Below are 16881 nucleotides of genomic sequence, written 5' to 3'. Positions count from 1 at the left end.
TATAGATTCAATCGAACGATAAGAGTTTTTGTGAAGATTAATACATTCTAATTTGAAAGCAACGCTAAATTTTTCTTTTCTATACATAAAAAAATGCCCCTAAAAAGTGTCTAACTTTTTGGGGGCAGTCCATTCAATGGGATTTTTTATTAATAACTCCTACCAGTATGGTTTGCATAAATGCAGAATCAGATGCCTACACCTGTAGCTTTAAAGATTTCGGGAGCATAGTACATGATCGCATTGATTCCAGTGATCTGTGAAAATACAGCGAGCAGAATAGCAATAATCAGAACCCGTTTTAATCGGGATCCCTTTAAATCTGAAAAAGAAAAAAAGTTTCATCTTTCAATGATCATCTTTCTCTGTGGCTGGTCAAAACAAAAAACCTTATAAACGTTTTATGGTCTATAAGGTCTTTATTTATTTTGATTATATATATTTCTGTTTTAAAAATGGTAGACTGAGATTAACCCCGGGTCCGTCATTTAAAACGTTACATCCAGCCCCACGTAGAAGTTAGCCTTCATAATCGGGGCATAAACCATTCCACCATCAAAATAGTTTCCGAAAGGATTTCTGAAATCAACAATGGCGTTCTTTTGATAATAGGATGTTAAATTTTCTCCACCAACATAGGCTCTGATCTTTTTGTTGAAATTCCTTGAGATCTGTGCATTCAATACCGCATAGGAATCAGAATATACAGGAAGCTGGAATTCCGCAGGATTGCTGGAGGTATCAGGAAGTCTTTGTTTTCCTACCCAGTTCAGCGTAGTATCAAAGCTCCAGAACCCGCCTTTATCATTTTTATTGGTAGCATAAGCAAGGTTAACGAAACCTCTGTGCTTGGCCATGAAAGGAATCTCTCTTCTTCCATCGATATAATCAGCCTGTACATCATAATATTTATAAGCAAGTCTTACGTCGAAATTTCTGAAAGGAGTAAAATCCCACTGAGTCTGGAAAGAGTTGGCGAAAGATTTTCCCTCTAAATTGTAAAAAGTAAGCTGCTGAGGAGATCTGTCTAAATCCACAAGCACCTGATCCTGGAAATCTGTTCTGAAAAAATCGGCAATTACAGTAGATTTTCGTCCAAATAACTTGAATTCCTGTTGTAAGCTGGCTCCGTAATTCCATGCAATTTCCGGTTTTAAACCATAAATATTCCCATTGTTCGGAAGAATCTGAATACTTCTGTTTGATGCAAAATACTGTTGATTTTCAGCAAAAACATTAGCTGTTCTGAATCCTCTCCCCGCAGAAAGTCTTAAGATGGTCTGTGGAGTAAAGTCATATTTAAAATTAACCCTCGGAGTAAACTGAGTGCCCGCAAGATTATGGAAATCTACTCTGGAACCCGCTACCAATGTATATTTTAAACCGGTTAAAGTATACTCGGCAAAGATACCGGGAACAATTTCATTTCTTCTCAGATCATTCGTTAAATACGTTTCTTTATAACCATCATATAAAAAGCTTGCTCCGGCTTTATACTTATGATTGGTATTTCCGATGATGCTTTCAAAAATCAGATTGGAATAATAGGTCTGCTGCTGCCCATTATAATTTCTAAGACCAAAAAAACTGTCCTGCTGATGGAATACATACTGGTTCATCCAGCCTAAACTTTGATAGGGCTTTCCTTTGAATACATAACCCGTTTTATTCCATACCTGAAATCTTGAAATATCAATTCCCACACCATAAGCAGATTGCTTATCCTGCGTCAGCTTTTTATCAAATCCGGTTTGTCCGGCAGTTCTTTCATCCCGGATAAAATTAATTCCGAAATGTGATCCGAATCCGGATTTCTCAAGATCGTTGAAATTAAGAAGATATGCTGCGTTGATCTGTGTTCCTTTCGGTCTGTCCAGGAAACCATCATCATTCATATCCGTATCTCCGAAAGTTCCGTTTCCATGAAGCAGGAATGTTTGTGACCATTTGTCGTTGATAGGGGATACGCTGGTAATATTAGCTTCTGCTCTTCCGTTGAAATCCGAGAATAGATTCAGGGAAGTTTCCGGCTCCTTCGCATTTTTCAGAAGTTCAGTATTAATCTGTCCGGTGATGCTTTCATAACCATTGGTAACGGTACTTCCTCCTTTTGTCAGCTGAATACTTTCAATCCATCTTCCGGGAATAAAATTCAATCCATAAGCAGATGCCAGACCTCTGATCTCCGGCAGAAGTTCTTTGGTAAGGCTGGTGTATTTTTGGTCCAGACCCAGCATTTTCAACTGTTTTGTTCCTGTAACGGCATTGCTGAAAGAAACATCTACTGTTGCATTGGTTTCAAAACTTTCAGACAGATTACAGCAGGCGGCTTTTAAAAGTTCTTTTTTATCAATATTAAAAACCAGTCCGACTTCTTTTTTACTTAAAGCTGTTGCTGCTTTAGAACCTGTCACAACAACCCCGTCAATACTTTTTTCATGTTGGGAGTGGTCTTCTTTAGATGCCGTTGTCGTATGTTCTTTATGATCTTCATGTTTTGTGGTTTCCTCTTCATAGTGAACTTTTGGATTCGCTTCCCCGAAGGTAAACTCCCTGTCATACAGACAGCATCCCGGGAGACCATTGTAAACGGTATCAGATGCTTTGAATTTTTCGTTATCATGGCCTGCATCAGCAATTGCTTTTAAAATTTTATCTGATGAGGTTTTTGCAGGATCAAAATTCAACATGACAATCTGCTTTTCTGCATTCCATTCTGCGGTATCTGCACCGGCTCCTTTTGCGGCCTTTTCAATTCTGGCTTTACATGAACCACAGTTTCCTCTTACGTAGAACTCGTTGTCTTTTTTAGCACCGGACTGGTGGTCATGTTGATGAGCTTCGGTTGGTGAGGGCTGAAGATCTCTTTCGTAATGGCAGCATCCCGGAAGCTTTTCATAGGTTTCGTTGGATGATTTAAATTTTTCGTTGTCATGGCCTGCCTCAGCTACTTTTTTGAGGATGTCATCAGCAGAAGCTTTATCCGTTTCAATAGTTAAGGTTTGCAGATCAATAGAATAAACTGCCGTTTTAGCGCCTGCTTTTTTAGCTGCTGATTCTATTCGTGATTTGCACATCTCACAGTTCCCTTTTACTTTGAACTGGTTTTTGGTAAGGTTTTGCGCTGATATAAAGTGTACAGACAGGATCAATAGTCCAAGTATCAACCTGGAAATATATAATTTCATTTTGTTTAAAGTTTAGATTAATTAAAAAACGGTTCATTAAAGATGTAATGAACACTCCGTAAAATAATTAACCTATTTTAGGCGGTTGCCAGATTTCCTTTAAACGGTCTGATAAATAAGGGTCTGAATACTGAAACTGCGGATTTTTATTCTTTTTATAATAAGAAAGTTCAAAGCGCAGATTTTTTGAAAAAGGGGTTTCTATAAAGGTATAGCATGCAACGCATGAGGAACAGCAGTCATCATTGCATGACGATTTTGTTTTGCTGTCATGGCTTTCTTTTGAAGAATGATTTTTACAGCAGTCGCTCTTCTCAGACTTTGCTTTGCAGCAGATTTCCTGCATAGATTGGGCATAGAAGCTGTCCTTGGGAACTAAAAAAATTCCCAGACAAAAAACAACTGCAAGAATGTGAAACAGCTTCATGATTGCAAAAATACGAAATTTATGGTAAAGGATCACCAACTTTTACCGCGCAGTTGTGCCATGGCTCTCCGTGAGCCGGGTTTGCTTTAGGTTTTTCTCCTGTCGGTTGTGGAGCGGGTACCGGAGCCGGTGTGTTCTGTGCTATATTTTGAACGGGCTGTGGAGCCGGAGCAGGCTTGCTGTTAAGAGGCTGTCCTACAGGGATATCACATCGATGTCCGGGTTGTCCGTGTGGAGGATTCATTCCCGGAGCGGTTTTTACCTGCTTTCCGTTATTATCAATCATTACTTTTCCCGGAGAGAGAGAGTTGGGATCAATGTTGATACTGTTACTGCTGTTTGCCGTTACAGTATTAGCAGCTGGCGTTGGTGCCGGACTGCTGCTGAGTGGCTGCCCTACAGGAATATCACATCGGTGTCCGGGCTGTCCGTGTGGAGGGTTCATTCCCGGAGCAGTGGCCATGGGAGCCGGATTGGTATTGGACTGGATTCCTGCCTGATCCATCAGGGAAGCTTTAGGAGAATTTACGGCCATACTTGGCGGTGGTTGTACCCCTGCTTCTTCTTTCAAATAAGTGGCTTTATCATCTTTCTTACACGAAACGGCAAGTACGGAAATAGCGATAACGCTTAAAAATATATTTTTCATATCCAATCGTATGAAACAAAATTAGCAAAACATTTTCAATTGTTTTGCTAATTTTTTATTTATAATCCGTTTTTAGGTTTAATTTTTAACTAAAAGCCTAAATCCTTCTCCGTGTACATTGATAATTTCCAATCCTTCATCATCTTTTAGCAGCTTACGAAGCTTGGCAATATATACGTCCATACTTCTCGCTGTAAAGTAATTTTCCTTCTTCCAGATCTTTCTCAGAGCAAGGTCTCTCGGCATGAAATCATTTCTGTGGATGCAAAGAAGTTTAAGCAGCTCATTCTCTTTTGGAGAAAGCTTGTATTCTTTGTCACCTACTTTAAGCTGTCTCAACATAGAGTCGAAGAAAATATTACTGATCTTGAATTGCTCCTGCTCTTCATTTTCCAAAGTAGAGCTTCTTTGAAGAATCGCTTTGATTTTATATAAAAGAAGTTCCGTATCGAATGGCTTGGTAATATAATCATCGGCACCCAGCTGATATCCTTTAAGAATATCTTCTCTCATATTTCTTGCCGTAAGGAAAATGATAGGGGTATTTTTATCGATTTTTTTTACGTCTTCTGCTAATGAAAACCCGTCTTTTTTAGGCATCATCACATCAAAAATACAGATGTCAAACTCATTCTCTGTAAATTCCTTCAATCCCTGTTCACCATCTGTTGCTAAGGTTACCTCAAAGTTATTGATCGTTAAATAATCTTTCAGCACAGCCCCGAAACTCTGATCGTCTTCTACTAATAATATTCTGTTGCTCATAATTTTAATAATTAAAAATTAATAAATAAGAATGAACGTTCTCACTCTATCTTCGTATATTTTGTTATCTGATTTTATCTATATCAGCTCATTGGCAGCTTAATCACAAACGTACTTCCTTTCCCTTTGTGAGAGTCTACTATGATCTGTCCTTTATGCAGTTCTACAATTTTCTTTACATAAGAAAGTCCCAATCCTTGACCTTTTACATTGTGAATGTTTCCGGTTTCTTCCCTGAAGAATTTTTCAAAGATCTTCGTTTTATTCTGGGTTTCCATTCCCATTCCCTTATCGGAAATTTCTATCACATACCAATGTCCTTCATTTCTTGTTTTTACATGAATTTCCGGGGCTTCCGGGGAATATTTATTGGCATTATCCAGTAAATTGACCAACATGTTTGAAATGTGGAATTCATCAATTTTAAAAGTGAAGTTTGATGCATTGAATTCCTGAGTAAGCGATCCGTTTCTCTGTCCTACAATAAGGTTGAAAGACTCCGTAGTTCTTTTGATGAGTTCCCTTACATTGGTCTCTTTTAGGAATAGCTCTACTTCATTTCTTTCAAGCTTTGACATATTCAGGACATTTTCTACCTGTTTTTTCATCCTAAGATTCTCCTGCTTAATCAACTCCGAATAATATTTTACCTTGTCCGGGTTAGTCGCAATCTTGTCATTGGCCAAAGAGTCTGTAGCTACTGAAATAGTGGCCAGCGGAGTTTTAAACTCATGTGACATGTTGTTGATGAAGTCTGTTTTTACTTCTGCCAGCTTTTTCTGCCTCATCATATAGTTGATGGAAATAATGTAAATTCCCAGAATGGTAAGTAACGAAAGGAAGGTTCCCAAAAGCATTGGCCAGTTGTTCATGGCCAGGGAATATTCTTTTTTAGGGAAAACCAAAGCCAGGGAATACAAAGTCGTGTTTTTATTATCCGTAAAAAGGGGATAGCTGTAAGTATTGTTATCCTTTTTTTCTTTAAAGGCCTTGTTTACAATGCTGGTAAGTTTATTACTCTTATCAATAACTCCATAACCGAATTTTGCAGTAATTCCTTTCATTCTTAGTTCCTTGGCAATAACGGAGTCCAGAATGGTAGGGTCAACTCTTTTGGTAATGGGAAGATTGGTGCCGACAATTCTTACGAAATTTTTAATGGAATAATCACCGCTTTCTAAATCATTGTTGATCTCGGTGGTAAGAAGTTCACGGTTGGCTGTATCTCTTTTAACCTTGTAAGCAGCCTCATCAGTATACAAGGTGGTTAAATTAACAGAGTCTCCTTTTTTAGAAATCGGAAGCTGTGTTTTAGAGATGATATTTTTGGAGTAGATGATCTGTCGTTGAGTTCCGGAATCCTGTACCTGTTGAATGGTTGTTAATGAGGGCTGGTCCTTACTGGCCAGAATATCATTTCTGAAGTTATTGTTGTCTTTATTTAAATATTTATCTACTTCAATCTCTTCAATATTTTTTGAAGTATTTTCTAAAGCAGCATACACTTTATTGGAGAATTCCTGTTCCAGTGCACCGTAATAACCTTTCAGCCAATAAAATTGGAGCGTAACAAAGACAATCAGTGAGATTGTCATAAACACCGAAATTATTGGGATGAATTTATTATTCATTTACAGTTTTTTATATGTTTGGAAAAAATGAATGTTAAAATTAATTATTTTAAGACTTCATAAACAAAAAACGAGCCAAAAAATTGTGTTATTTCTCTTAAAAGTGTGTTTTTTAACGTTTATTTATGAATTTAAGAGTACTAATGCATTCAATAGATTAAGAGCTGTAAGTAATTAATTCCCTTTCAGCAGAATGTTTAAGTAGGCATTTAAATCCTTGTTATCAATTAGTTTAACATAGTAAAGAATATTTACAGATTTAATATTCATAGAAAAAAGAAGTTGCTTTAAAGGATAGGGAGAAAATTCAATGTTTTAAAAAAATTAACGAAAAAAATTAAATATTTTTGTTGAAAATGTCAACTTTGAAATGAAAATATATTACTTTCTTAGGCTTGGTTGTCTTTACTTGCCATATGAAAAGTATTCTCCATCTATAAAATAGTAACTTTATCAAAAATAATTACTTATGGAATCGAATATCATGTTCAACAAAGATTTTGAAGCGAAAACAGTGTATGTCATGAAAATTTACAATGCAGACGTTTCGAAAGTGTGGGATTATTTTACACAATCCGGATTATTAGATCAGTGGTGGGGCCCAAAACCGTGGAAATGTGAAACTATAAAGCAGGATTTCAGAGAAGGTGGAATCTGGCTATATGCGATGGTTGGTCCAAATGGCGAAAGAGGTTATTCGCAGTCAAAATATGGTGAAATTATGGAGCATAGAAGCTTTGACTGGATGAGTGCTTTCTGTGATGAAAACGGGAATATCAATAATGATTCTCCACAGTCCAACTGGCTGATTGGTTTTACGGGAGTGGAAGAAGGAACAAAAGTGACCATTAATGTTCATTACCAGTCTCAGGATGTCATGAATAAAATGCTGGAAATGGGATTTGAAGAAGGCTTCAAAATGGGGCTTACCCAATTGGAAGAAATTTTAGGATAAGGAGATATGGCTAAGCTGTAGTAGATGTAAGAATACTTAGTTTTATAACGAATTAAAAAAATCAGCCTCAGGAATGAGGCTGATTTTTTTATCTGGTCAAGCGGATTTTTTATGAACGTCCGCATTTTATATCAGATTTTCTTCCTGAAAATATTGAATAATCGCCTTTTTCATAAGAAGGGTCTGTTCATTCGGTCTTAATTCCGGAAGTTCTTCCAGCTGCTCAAAATGAGGCCATCCGTCTTCATAATGAGTGAATTTATAATAACCGAAGGGTTCCAGCAATCTGCACACCGCAATGTGTATCAGATTCACTTTATCGTCTTTCGTGTATTTTTGCTGACCGCTTCCCAGCTCCTGAAGTCCAATCAGAAACAAAAGTGTTTCAATCGGCGGATTTTTTTCAGTCTGGAAATGGTCTTCAAAAAACTGTTCTATTTTTTTCCAGTATTCGGATTCGTTGATCATAACTTTATAAATGGTAAATAATGATTGATAAATGATAAAGTTACTGCTTTAGCATTTTTCTTTACGAAGAAGTTACTTTTAGTATTTCTTCAGTTTTTGTTTTTATATCTGTTAAAATTTCTTTTTCAGCAAATTCCAGTTCTTCCAACATTTCAAGCCAAAATAAAGTTTCATCAGTTTCCTCTATTACAACGGAAATTTTGAAAATCTTTCAGCTTTTGATCTTGCCCCTGCACATTGCTCTATAATTGGCAGTCATTAAAGTTGAAGATCGGAATATTTGCTTTCTGATCACTTAAAAAGTTTCACTGAAGGTAGTTTTGATAATTCCTTAATGATTGTGATGGCCGGCTGCTTTGTTTTGGAAGCAAAAATTGTGTTATAATCCGGACTATCTATCCACTTATCATTTATGAATGATCATTTATTTTCAACAGGAACGCATATTCCAGAGCATCTTCTTTCAGTGATTCAAATCTTCCGCTTGCTCCGCCGTGGCCTGAGCTCATGTCAGTTTTAAATAACAAAAGATTATGGTCTGTTTTCAGCTCTCTTAACTTTGCTGTCCATTTTGCAGGCTCCCAATACTGAACCTGGGAATCGTGAAGACCAGTTGTGATCAGCATATGAGGATAATCTTTAGCTTCCACATTATCATAAGGAGAATAGTCTTTCATATAGTGATAATATTCCTTGTCATTTGGATTTCCCCATTCATCATATTCCCCGGTTGTTAAAGGAATAGTTTCGTCAAGCATTGTGGTTACCACATCTACAAAAGGGACCTGAGCTACAATTCCGTGGAAAAGTTCCGGTTCATAATTAACAACGGCACCTACCAGGAGACCTCCGGCACTTCCACCCATAGCATACAGATGTCCGGATGAAGTGTAGTTTTCTTTGATCAGATGTTTCCCCGCGTCAATAAAATCGAAGAATGTGTTTTTCTTGAAGAGCATTTTTCCGTCTTCATACCACTCTCTTCCCAGATATTCTCCACCGCGGATGTGGGCAATGGCGTAAATAAATCCTCTGTCCAGAATAGATAGCCTTACATTGGAGAAGCTTGCGTCTACAGTATGTCCATAACTTCCATAGCCATATAAAAGCAATGGTGTATCTGCTGATTTTTTAGTGTCTTTATGATAAACCAATGAAATAGGAACTTTAGTTTCCCCGTCTCTGGATTCTGCCCATATTCTTTCTGAAATATAATTTTCAGGAAGGAATTGTCCTCCGAGAACTTCCTGCTGCTTCAGAAGTATCGTAGTTTTTTCCTTCATGTTGTATTCATAGGTAGAACTTGGCTGTGTAAGGGATGTATAGCCATAACGAAGCACTTCAGTATCAAATTCCATGTTGATGCCGATGTACGTGGTGTATGTAGGATCAAAGAAAGGAAGATAATGGGATTCCTGGGTTCTTTCATCAATAATTTTGATCTGCAGAAGTCCCTGCTCTCTTTCTTCAAGAACGAGATAGTCTTTGAAGATCTCAAAACCTTCCAATAAAACTTCGGCGCGGTGAGGGATTACATCTACCCAGTTTTCCATACTACAATTATCAATTTTCGTTTTTACAATCTTGAAATTGATAGCATCGTCTGCATTGGTAATGATGTAAAACTCATCTTTGTAATGTTCTACGGAATATTCAAGGTCATCTATTCTTGGCTGAATGATAGTCCATTCTGCAAAGACATTATCCGAAGGGATGAATCTATGCTCATCGGAAATCGTGCTTGAACTTGCAATGAAAATATATTCCAGCGACTTGGTTTTGAAAACATTGACATCAAAGGTATCATCCTCCTCATGAAAAATAAGAATATCTTCTGAAGCATCAGTTCCAAGCTTATGCCTGTATACCTGGAATGCACGCAGGCTGTCATCTTTTCTGATGTAGAAAACATGCTCGTTATCATTCGCCCATACAGCTTTACCTGTAGTATTCAGAATCTGGTCAGAAAAAATCTCTCCTGTAACCAGATTTTTGAAATTGATGGTGTAAATTCTCCGGCTTACATTGTCTGTTGAAAAAGAAGCCAGCTCATTATTCGGAGAAACGGCTACACTTCCTACCTCAAAATAATTCTCCCCTTCAGCAAGGATATTGACGTCTACTACAATTTCTTCCGGGTTGTCCAGTGTTTTATGTTTTCTGCAGAAGATAGGGTATTCTTTTCCTTCTTCATAACGTACGATGTACCAGTATCCGTTGAAGAAATAAGGAAGAGATTCATCATCTTTCTTGTAACGGGCTTTCATTTCTTCGAAAAGCTCTTCCTGAAGAGCCTCCGTATCTTTCATGATGAATTCTTCGTAAGCGTTTTCTTCTTCCAGATATTGGATTACTTCGGGATTTTCCCTTTCGTTAAGCCAGAAGTAATTGTCAATTCTTCTGTCGCCGTGTATTTCAAGTATTTTTTCTATTTTTTTTGCTTGTGGAGCCTTCATCCGGATTTTTTAATTTTTTAAGGTGCGGATTATCATCTGTAGGATATTTTCTTTTTAAAAGTACAGAGATTTTATGCAGTATTAAATTTTGTTCAAATATAAGAAAGGCTATCAAATTTTTGATAGCCTTTATAGTGAATGTTATCTGCATGATTATTTTTTTATTGCTTTAATCGTTTTTACCGTTCCGTCTGTCATTTTTAAATGGATTAAATATAAGCCTTCTTTTAGATCATCCAGATTAAGAAAAGAAGATGGTTTTTCAATTGTTTTCACCAGCCTGCCGGAAATATCCATAGCAGACACTGATTTTGCGTCCGATATGTCGGAAATGGTCAGAATGTCTCTGAAAGGGTAAGGAGATACCTGAGATTTTTTAGTACTCTTAAAAAAGAATATTATTGCTTTTGTGTTGGAATAATTACGTTAAAATGATCTGTTGTTAAATTATTTTATTGGAACTTAAAAGGAATAGGCGTGTAAAATGATCATGAAAGTAGTAATTCAGTTATTTTTAAATATTTATAAAAGGATTTTAATGAACTGGGTAATTATATTTTTATAGGGTAAATTTTATATACTGCTTGAATTGATTAAAAAGTGTCAAACAAAAAGCCGTCTTTCCTGTATGAAAAGACGGCTGCATTTATTTTCTGTATGAAAGACTATTTATGAAGAGCCTTAATATACTTTTCCAGAGCCATGGTCATAGATGGAGTTTCCTTTGTAGGAGCCATCAGATCTACCTTTAATCCTGCTTCTTCAGCAGCAGCCAGTGTAGTGTTTCCGAAAACACCAATCTTTGTTTCTTCCTGCTTAAAGTCTGGGAAGTTCTGCTGCAGAGATTTGATTCCCTGAGGGCTGAAAAAGATCAGCATGTCATAATCCTTAATGGTAATATCCGTAAGATCGCTGCATACCGTTCTGTACATGATCGCTCTTGTCCAGTCTACATTGGCAGTATCCAGTGTTTTTACAATATCCGGGCTCAGCACGTCTGAAGACGGCAGAAGGTATTTTTCAGATGGGAATTTTTTGAAAAGAGGAAGCAGGTCCGAGAAATTCTTTTCTCCGAAACTGATCTTTCTTTTTCTGTATACAATATGTTTCTGCAGATAATTGGCAATAGCTTCAGACTGACAGATGTATCTCATCGTGTCAGGAACTGAAAAGCGAAGCTCTTCAGCCAGTCTGAAGTAGTGGTCTATCGCATTTTTACTGGTAAAAATAATACCGGTATACTGCGTCAGATCTATCTTCTGCGTTCTGAGTTCTTTGTTGTCAACTCCTTCGACGTGGATGAAAGGGCGGAAATCAATCTTTATCTTTTCCTTCTTCGCTATATCCAGATATGGAGAGGACTCACTTGGCGCTGGTTGAGAAACCAATATAGACTTTATTCTCATCATTGACTTTTATTAAAAAAATAACAACTTCCAAAGCAACAATAAAGGTGCAATTTGGAGGGTGCAAATATACAAAAATTTATAATACCATTTTTGAGGAAGAATATTGTTTTTGTGAAACAAATAGAAGAAAACCTTGAAAATGAATACAAAAGCAAAGAATGAAAAATAATATAAAAACATTTTATTTCTGTCTACGGGGAAATAATAGTGGGTTACACAAAGAATTATTAATAAAAATGACAGAATAAAATAAAATTTGGTGGAGGTGAAATAAAAAACAGACCATTTTTTGCCATCACCTATACTTTGATAAAATAAAAAACCTAATGCCGATTTTGTCAGATAAAAAATAACAACTGCCAAAAAGGTATACCCGAATTTATTAAGCTGATATCCAAAAAGCTGAAGATCGGCGATGTATTTCGGAACAATAGGAATATATTGGGAGATGAGAACAGAAAGAGTAAGCGCCATTACGCAGGATGTAATCATCCAGCTCGGCAGGTTATTGCTCGCATCAAAATATTTCTGCAACAGGAAGTCTTTCAGGCTGGCATCTCTTTCTATAATATTCATCATGAAGACATATAAAAATATACATCCCAGCAGGATAAAAATTACCCAATCATTGTTCTCAGGTATTCTTACGTGGTTTATAAAGTTTTGTGATAACGGCAAAGGAATATTTTTTGCAAAATTATAGATTATTTTGTATAAAATAAAAAGGTTAAATAAACTATCTTTGCAAACTGAAATGAAAAAACTAGTCATTATCCCGACCTATAACGAAAAGGAAAATATTGAAAATATTATTTCCGCGGTTTTTGCATTGGAAGATGACTTTCATATTCTGGTTGTAGATGATTCCTCTCCGGATGGAACAGCTGAAGTGGTAAAAGATCTTCAGAAAAGATATCCCCACTATCTTCATCTCTCTGTGAGACATGTAAAAGATGGTTTGGGAAAAGCCTATATCCACGGATTTAAATGGGCTATTGAAAATAGATATGACTACATTTTTGAAATGGATGCCGATTTTTCACATAATCCCAATGACCTGCCAAAGCTTTTTGAAGCCTGTCTTCAGGCAGATATGGCCATCGGTTCACGCTATTCAAAAGGAGTAAATGTGGTCAACTGGCCTATGGGAAGAGTTCTTCTTTCTTATTTTGCCTCCAAATATGTACGGTTTATTCTAGGACTTCCGATTCATGATACAACAGCCGGTTTTGTCTGCTTCTCAAGAAAAGTACTGGAAGAGATAGGACTTGATAATGTAAAGCTGAAAGGATATGGATTCCAGATTGAAATGAAATTCAGAGCCTTCAAAAAAGGGTTTAAAATTGTAGAAGTTCCTATTATATTTACCAACAGAATTTTAGGCGAAAGCAAAATGAACGGAGGAATTATTCATGAAGCTGTTTTCGGTGTTTTAAATTTAAAATGGAAATCAATAATCAACCGGTTATGAAAAAACTGATCTTCATTTTTGTAATAATGTGCATGTTTTCATGCGGCGACTATATCGATAAGCCTAAAAACCTTCTCGATAAAGAGGTTATGGCTGAAATTCTGGCCGATCTGGCTCTTAATGATCAGGCCATTAATATGTATCCGAACAAAAATTTAGAAGCAGGAACAAGATTTGTATTGAAAACCCATAATGTAAAATCTGAAGACTTTGTAGAAAGCTTCAAATATTATGTTGTTAAAGATCAAATGAAGGGAATTGCAGAAGAATCCCAGCTTATATTGTTGAAAAAAGATCCCAAAGCGGAAAAATATATAAAGGATAAAATGAAGAACAAGGGAGAATTGCCGGTTCTCAACAGATAATCATAATGAAGAAATGTGTTTCATCCGCAGAAACACCAACCGTTTACAACGGTTAAGCAAAAAATATACAGATGAAATTTTTTAATATAGAAAAAACCTCTGAAGGAAAAGCAAGAGCAGGAGAAATTACCACAGATCACGGGAAGATACAAACTCCCATTTTCATGCCTGTGGGAACGGTTGCCAGTGTAAAAACAGTTCATCAGAGAGAATTAAAAGAAGACATTAAAGCCCAGATTATTCTGGGAAATACCTATCATCTATACCTTCGTCCCGGAATGGAGATCATGCAGCAGGCAGGAGGGCTTCATCAGTTTATGAATTGGGATCTGCCGATTCTTACTGATTCAGGAGGCTTTCAGGTGTTTTCACTTTCCAAAAGCAGGAAAATGTCTGAAGAAGGGGTGAAATTCAAATCCCATATCGATGGAAGCTATCACATGTTTACTCCGGAAAAGTCTATGGAAATCCAGAGACAGATTGGAGCCGATATTTTCATGGCTTTTGACGAATGTACACCTTATCCGTGTGAATACAATCAGGCTAAAACATCAATGGAGCTTACCCACAGATGGCTAAAGAGATGTATTGACTGGACGGAAGAGAATAAAGAATTATACGGACACAAGCAGAGACTTTTCCCAATCGTTCAGGGATCTACCTATTCCGATCTTAGAAAAATATCCGCAGAAGTAATTTCAGAGGCCGGAGCAGAAGGAAATGCAATAGGTGGACTTTCCGTAGGTGAACCTGAAGAAGAAATGTACAGAATCACTGACGAGGTGACGGACATTCTTCCGAAAGAAAAACCAAGATATCTTATGGGAGTAGGAACTCCATGGAATATATTAGAGTCTATCGGTTTGGGAATCGATATGATGGATTGTGTTATGCCAACAAGAAACGCAAGAAACGCAATGCTGTTTACATGGCAGGGTGTGATGAATATGAAAAACGAAAAATGGAAAGCTGATTTTTCGCCTCTGGATGAATTCGGAACAAGCTTCGTAGACCAGGAATATTCAAAAGCTTATCTTCGTCATCTGTTTGTATCCAAAGAATATCTTGCAAAACAAATTGCATCCATCCATAACCTTGCTTTTTATCTTGATCTGGTAAAAGTAGCCAGAGAACATATCATGGCAGGAGATTTCTATGAATGGAAAAATTCTATAGTTCCGGTATTGAGACAAAGGCTTTAAAATAAAGAAAGAACATGATCAAAATTATAGACAGATACATCATCAAAAAATATCTTGGAACATTCAGTTTCATGCTGATCCTGCTGTCTATAGTTGTATTGGTTATTGATGTCCAGCAAAAGATTCCAAGGATAGAAAATGCTAAAGCCATTGATCCGAAGCTGGATTTGGTGTACTTTCTTATTCACTTTTACCCGTTCTGGATTCTCAATCTTGTTGTAACATTCCTCTCCATTCTGGTATTTATTTCTGTTATTTATTTCACCTCCAGAATGGCAAATAATACCGAAATTGTTGCGGTAATAAGCAGTGGAGCAAGTTTTCACAGGTTTGCAAAACCTTATTTATATACTTCAATTCTGATTGCTGTACTATCCCTTACGGTAAATCACCTCGTTCTTCCGTGGGCCAATATTAAGAAAAACAGATTGGAGGCCTACACCTATAATGCGGCCAATAAAGAAAAAATTCTTGGGACAGCCCCTGCATCTGCACAGCTTAGTAAAACAGAATACATCTTCGTTAATTCCTGGAATAAAATGGAAAACAGAGGGTCAGGTTTCGTTTACCAGAAATTTGATAAAAACAGAAAGCTGATGTATGAAGTGAAAGCTTCCGAAGTTACCTGGGATAAAAGTAAAAAACAATTCGTCCTTTCAAGTTACTTAGAAAAGACCATTAATAAAGATGATACAGAGAAACTGAATAGTGGTTTTGATCTTAGAAAAAATTACGGGCATACTCCGGAAGAACTTTTCCCGAATGAACTTCTCGGACAGAATAAAACCACACCTGAACTCGTTAAGTTTATTGATCGTGAAAAAGCGAAAGGAAACAGCAACCTGAATTCTTATCTCAATGAGTTTCATCAAAGAACATCCATGCCGGTTTCCATTATTATTCTTACATTTCTGGCGCTTTCGCTGGCTTCCCAGAAAAAAAGAGGAGGTCTTGGCGTAAACCTTGCCATAGGGATTTCCCTTGCATTTGTTTTTGTTTTCTCTTTTGAAGCATTGAAAGTCGTCTCTGAGAACAAAAGCTTATCTCCTGCTGTAGCCATGTGGCTGCCGAATATGGTATTTCTTCCGCTTACCTTGTATTTATACCTTAAAAGGGCTAATCAGTAAGATCAGTAAAGGAGTTTTACCTCTTTATGGTAGAACTTCTTCATCCCATCATTTTCCAGCTCTATCCAGAGTTCTCCTTTTTCGTCTGCATGACGGATGATGCCATTTTGTCGCTCTTTTTCAATTTCAAAAACAGAAATTTCGTCCTTTCGGAATAAATGTTGGTTAAAAAGGCTTAAAATTTCCTGTTCAGAAGGAATGCTTTTCAATCTTTCAATCATAAAATCATGAAGCTGGGATGTGAAATCTTCAAGGTTAAAAACCTTCCCTGTAAGCGATAGAATAGAGCCTGCATGGGATATCTCTTCAAAATTCTCCTGAAGAATATTAAACCCGGCCCCAATGATGAAATAATTATTTTGATTAATTTTCTTCTTTTCAATCAGAATCCCTGTAATTTTTTTACTTTTAAGGATCATATCATTCGGCCATTTTATCTTTACAAGGTTATCAGTCAAATTGGCAAGGAAATCCCGGATAATGATTGCGGTATAATAATTGAACAGAAAATCAGAGAGTAAAAAGTTTTGAGTCTTCACTGCCAGCGTATAAGCGAGATTCTTTCCGGCAAGTGAAGCCCATGTATTTCCGTACTGTCCGCGACCTTTGGTTTGGTTGAAGGTATGCACTCCTATAAAATCTGAATTTTCGTAAAGTAAAAACTTAGAAACTTCGTCATTAGTAGAAGAGCAGTCTTTTAAGTAGAATAGTTGGGTCATTTAAGAAAACTTTAAGACTTTCAGGGCCTAAAAGTAAGGCTAAAGTAAA

General features: G+C 36.8%; 17 protein-coding genes. 5 read left to right on the top strand and 12 right to left on the bottom strand.

Annotated features, from left to right (window positions below):
* Positions 1 to 188: 188 nt before the first annotated feature.
* From J2Y40_RS19040 to J2Y40_RS19015, 6 genes are all read right to left on the bottom strand, one after another.
* On the bottom strand, positions 189 to 278 hold the full coding sequence (locus tag J2Y40_RS19040; protein WP_231128808.1) for an MFS transporter: 90 nt from the start codon (positions 276 to 278) through the stop codon (positions 189 to 191).
* A gap of 210 nt (positions 279 to 488) precedes the next feature.
* A complete protein-coding gene (locus tag J2Y40_RS19035) occupies positions 489 to 3188 on the bottom strand; it encodes a TonB-dependent receptor domain-containing protein (protein ID WP_310000741.1) in 2700 nt (899 codons plus the stop codon).
* Positions 3189 to 3255: 67 nt separating this feature from the next.
* Positions 3256 to 3615, bottom strand: coding sequence for a hypothetical protein (locus tag J2Y40_RS19030; protein ID WP_231128707.1), 360 nt, complete (start codon positions 3613 to 3615; stop codon positions 3256 to 3258).
* Positions 3616 to 3634: 19 nt separating this feature from the next.
* A complete protein-coding gene (locus tag J2Y40_RS19025) occupies positions 3635 to 4264 on the bottom strand; it encodes a hypothetical protein (RefSeq protein ID WP_153397284.1) in 630 nt (209 codons plus the stop codon).
* A 78-nt stretch (positions 4265 to 4342) separates the two neighbouring features.
* Positions 4343 to 5029 (bottom strand): response regulator transcription factor, encoded by a 687-nt coding sequence (locus J2Y40_RS19020; protein ID WP_002982671.1) that lies wholly within the window; start codon positions 5027 to 5029, stop codon positions 4343 to 4345.
* 83 nt (positions 5030 to 5112) lie between these two features.
* A complete protein-coding gene (locus J2Y40_RS19015; RefSeq protein WP_153397286.1) occupies positions 5113 to 6660 on the bottom strand; it encodes a sensor histidine kinase KdpD in 1548 nt (515 codons plus the stop codon).
* Between the two features lie 469 nt (positions 6661 to 7129).
* Here J2Y40_RS19015 and J2Y40_RS19010 point away from each other — a divergent pair, with 469 nt between their 5' ends.
* The gene (locus tag J2Y40_RS19010; RefSeq protein ID WP_153397288.1) at positions 7130 to 7615 is read left to right on the top strand and encodes an SRPBCC domain-containing protein; all 486 of its coding nucleotides are present in this window, start codon (positions 7130 to 7132) and stop codon (positions 7613 to 7615) included.
* A gap of 126 nt (positions 7616 to 7741) precedes the next feature.
* Here the strand turns inward: J2Y40_RS19010 and J2Y40_RS19005 are convergent, their stop codons facing one another.
* The 5 genes from J2Y40_RS19005 to J2Y40_RS18985 all read right to left on the bottom strand — a co-directional run bounded on the left by J2Y40_RS19005 (position 7742) and on the right by J2Y40_RS18985 (position 12626).
* Positions 7742 to 8083 (bottom strand): hypothetical protein, encoded by a 342-nt coding sequence (locus J2Y40_RS19005; RefSeq protein WP_153397290.1) that lies wholly within the window; start codon positions 8081 to 8083, stop codon positions 7742 to 7744.
* 410 nt (positions 8084 to 8493) lie between these two features.
* Entirely contained in the window at positions 8494 to 10539 is a 2046-nt protein-coding gene (locus J2Y40_RS19000) for a S9 family peptidase (RefSeq protein WP_153397292.1), read from the bottom strand.
* A 153-nt stretch (positions 10540 to 10692) separates the two neighbouring features.
* A complete protein-coding gene (locus J2Y40_RS18995; RefSeq protein ID WP_310000758.1) occupies positions 10693 to 10938 on the bottom strand; it encodes a T9SS type A sorting domain-containing protein in 246 nt (81 codons plus the stop codon).
* Positions 10939 to 11204: 266 nt separating this feature from the next.
* Entirely contained in the window at positions 11205 to 11945 is a 741-nt protein-coding gene (locus J2Y40_RS18990; RefSeq protein ID WP_062698139.1) for a uroporphyrinogen-III synthase, read from the bottom strand.
* Positions 11946 to 11957: 12 nt separating this feature from the next.
* A complete protein-coding gene (locus J2Y40_RS18985) occupies positions 11958 to 12626 on the bottom strand; it encodes a DUF4271 domain-containing protein (RefSeq protein ID WP_153397296.1) in 669 nt (222 codons plus the stop codon).
* A gap of 76 nt (positions 12627 to 12702) precedes the next feature.
* Between J2Y40_RS18985 and J2Y40_RS18980 the strand changes: the two genes are divergently transcribed.
* The 4 genes from J2Y40_RS18980 to J2Y40_RS18965 all read left to right on the top strand — a co-directional run bounded on the left by J2Y40_RS18980 (position 12703) and on the right by J2Y40_RS18965 (position 16113).
* Positions 12703 to 13419, top strand: a complete 717-nt coding sequence (locus tag J2Y40_RS18980) for a polyprenol monophosphomannose synthase (RefSeq protein WP_153397298.1) — start codon at positions 12703 to 12705, stop codon at positions 13417 to 13419.
* The gene (locus J2Y40_RS18975; RefSeq protein ID WP_153397300.1) at positions 13416 to 13784 is read left to right on the top strand and encodes a DUF4296 domain-containing protein; all 369 of its coding nucleotides are present in this window, start codon (positions 13416 to 13418) and stop codon (positions 13782 to 13784) included. Before J2Y40_RS18980 ends, J2Y40_RS18975 begins: the two co-directional genes overlap by 4 nt.
* Positions 13785 to 13855: 71 nt before the next feature.
* Positions 13856 to 14986: a tRNA guanosine(34) transglycosylase Tgt gene (tgt, locus tag J2Y40_RS18970; protein ID WP_153397302.1), complete on the top strand. Its 1131-nt coding sequence runs from the start codon at positions 13856 to 13858 to the stop codon at positions 14984 to 14986.
* A 17-nt stretch (positions 14987 to 15003) separates the two neighbouring features.
* Positions 15004 to 16113 carry an LptF/LptG family permease gene (locus J2Y40_RS18965; RefSeq protein WP_153399948.1) on the top strand — a complete coding sequence of 370 codons (1110 nt, stop codon included), beginning with the start codon at positions 15004 to 15006 and terminating at the stop codon, positions 16111 to 16113.
* A 2-nt stretch (positions 16114 to 16115) separates the two neighbouring features.
* Here the strand turns inward: J2Y40_RS18965 and J2Y40_RS18960 are convergent, their stop codons facing one another.
* Positions 16116 to 16832, bottom strand: coding sequence for a biotin--[acetyl-CoA-carboxylase] ligase (locus J2Y40_RS18960; protein WP_310000735.1), 717 nt, complete (start codon positions 16830 to 16832; stop codon positions 16116 to 16118).
* Positions 16833 to 16881: the final 49 nt, after the last annotated feature.

The organism is Chryseobacterium sp. 2987 (assembly GCF_031456375.1).
GTDB classification, from domain to species: Bacteria; Bacteroidota; Bacteroidia; order Flavobacteriales; family Weeksellaceae; genus Chryseobacterium; species Chryseobacterium vaccae.
The sequence above is the reverse complement of the archived record's forward strand: the minus strand, read 5'-3'. Positions and strand labels throughout refer to the sequence as shown.